General features: G+C 60.3%; 1 protein-coding gene. It reads left to right on the top strand.

The annotated features are described in order from the left end of the window. The first annotated feature begins 63 nt into the window (after positions 1–63). Positions 64–1,220 (top strand): IS3 family transposase gene (locus COMA2_RS14095; RefSeq protein ID WP_407919001.1). Its coding sequence is split into 2 segments (ribosomal slippage): positions 64–328 and positions 328–1,220, totalling 1,158 coding nucleotides; the frame shifts between segments, so codons are not numbered across the junction. The last annotated feature ends 30 nt before the right edge of the window (positions 1,221–1,250 follow it).

Genomic DNA, 1,250 nt, shown 5'->3' with positions numbered 1-1,250 from the left:
TGCCCTTCCCCCGATTTCACAGACACCTCCCTAAGTGGGAGAATGAGGAAATCGGAGGACAGTATGAGCTCGAAGACACGACGGTCGTATACGGAGGCGTTCAAAGAAGAAGCGGTGCGCTTAGTCCGGGAGTCAGGACATCCCGTTGCACAGGTGGCGCGGGATCTGGGGATTGCGGACCATCTCCTCTACCGGTGGCGCGCGGAGCAACAGCAGGCTGAGGGGTGTGGACAGACCCGGCACTCTCTCCGGGCCGAACAGGCGGAACTGATCCAGCTCCGGCGGGAAAATGCTATTTTGAAGCAGGAGCGGGATTTTTTAAAACGTGCGGCGGCGTTCTTCGCGAAGGAGTCGCGATGAGATACCGCGTGATCCACGAACACGACCGTCGCTATCCGATCCGCTTAATGTGCCGTGTCCTCGCCGTCTCGGCAGCGGGCTATTACGCGTGGCGATCACGGCCTGAAAGTGCCCGGTCCATCCAGACGCGTATACTGCGCTCAGCCATTCGGGTGATCCACCAGGAGTCGCGGGAAACGTACGGCAGTCCCCGGATCTGGGACGCCTTAGTCAAACAGGGGCACCGCGTTGGCGAGCATCGCGTCGCTCGGCTCATGCGCCAAGACGGTATTCGGGCGAAGACCGTGACGAAGTGGCGCGCCACCACCCAGTCCCAGCATCAGTTCCCGGTGGCCGCGAATACTCTGGATCGGGCCTTCACGGTTGAAGCTCCTAATCGAGTGTGGGCCGGAGACCTGACCTACGTCTGGACACGGGAGGGCTGGCTCTATCTGGCGGTTCTACTCGATCTGTATTCACGCCGGGTGGTCGGCTGGGCGATGGGCCAGCGATTAACGGGTGAGTTGGCGGAGCAGGCCCTCCTGATGGCCGTGATGAACCGAATTCCCAGGGTAGGGCTCCTGCACCATTCGGACCGCGGCAGTCAGTATGCCGCGACGAGCTACCAGCACCGACTCGCTGAGTATGGCCTTATTCCCAGTATGAGCCGCAAAGGCAACTGCTGGGACAACGCGTGCGTCGAAAGTTTCTTTGGAACGCTCAAGCGGGAGCTCGTGTACCATCGGCACTATGCCACCCGAGACGAAGCCAAGAAGGAGATCTTCGAATACATCGAGGGGTTCTACAATCGGCAGCGTCGGCACTCAACCCTCGGCTATCACTCCCCAGCTGAGTATGAAGCGCGGGCAGCAGTCGCGTAACCACGTGTCCATGAAATCGAGGGAAGATCA

Origin of the sequence: Candidatus Nitrospira nitrificans, from assembly GCF_001458775.1 — a bacterium.
GTDB classification, from domain to species: domain Bacteria; phylum Nitrospirota; class Nitrospiria; order Nitrospirales; family Nitrospiraceae; genus Nitrospira_D; species Nitrospira_D nitrificans.
Note: the sequence above shows the minus strand (reverse complement) of the source record. Positions and strands in the feature narration are given on the sequence as shown.